Source organism: Streptomyces neyagawaensis, assembly GCF_023516595.1.
Lineage (GTDB): Bacteria > Actinomycetota > Actinomycetes > Streptomycetales > Streptomycetaceae > Streptomyces > Streptomyces neyagawaensis.
Window position 1 is genome coordinate 1 of the sequence record NZ_JAMGBG010000200.1, and the last position, 1137, is coordinate 1137.

Sequence of the window (1137 nt, forward strand, 5' to 3'; positions counted from 1 at the left end):
GCTGCGGCGTTGGCGCCGGAGGTGGACGAGGTGCTGGCCCGCCATCCGCTGCGGGAGCTGGTCACCTCCTCCGACCCGCTGCCCCTGCTGGTCGAGCGTGAACGGGCCCTGTTCGGCTCCTGGTACGAGTTCTTCCCCCGCTCCGAGGGCACCGCCGAACAGCCCCACGGCACCTTCCGCACCGCCGCCCGCCGCCTGCCCGCGATCGCCGCGATGGGCTTCGACGTCGTCTACCTCCCCCCGATCCACCCCATCGGCACCACCCACCGCAAGGGCCGCAACAACACCCTCTCGCCCACCCCCGACGACGTCGGCGTGCCCTGGGCGATCGGCTCCCCCGAGGGCGGCCACGACGCCGTCCACCCCGACCTGGGCACCCTCGACGACTTCGACCACTTCGTCGCCGAGACCCGCGCCCTCGGCATGGAGGTGGCCCTCGACTTCGCCCTGCAGTGCTCTCCCGACCATCCCTGGGTGGACAAGCATCCGGAGTGGTTCCACCACCGCCCCGACGGGACGGTCGCCTACGCGGAGAACCCGCCGAAGAAGTACCAGGACATCTACCCCATCGCCTTCGACGCCGACATGCCCGGCCTGATCGCGGAGACGTGCCGGATCCTGCGGCACTGGATGGACCACGGCGTGCGGATCTTCCGCGTCGACAACCCCCACACCAAACCGGTGGTGTTCTGGGAACAGGTCATCGCGGACATCAACCGCACCGACCCCGACGTCATCTTCCTCGCCGAGGCCTTCACCCGCCCCGCGATGATGCACACCCTGGCCGCGACCGGCTTCCAGCAGTCCTACACCTACTTCACCTGGCGCACCACCAAGCAGGAGCTGACCGAGTACGCCACCGAACTCGCCGGCGACGCCGCGAGCTACATGCGCCCCAACTTCTTCGTCAATACCCCCGACATCCTGCACGCCTTCCTCCAGCACGGCGGCCGCCCCGCCTTCGAACTCCGCGCCGTCCTCGCCGCGACCCTCTCCCCCACCTGGGGCGTCTACGCCGGCTACGAACTGTGCGAGAACACCCCCCTCAAACCCGGCAGCGAGGAGTACCTCGACTCCGAGAAGTACCAACTCCGCCCCCGCGACTGGGAAGCAGCCGAACGCGAAGGACGCACCATC

The 1137-nt window shown here is 69.5% G+C and carries 1 pseudogene; it reads left to right on the plus strand.

The annotated features are described in order from the left end of the window. Positions 1-1137 (plus strand): annotated as a pseudogene (locus M8J73_RS43235) (alpha-1,4-glucan--maltose-1-phosphate maltosyltransferase); the annotation flags it as partial.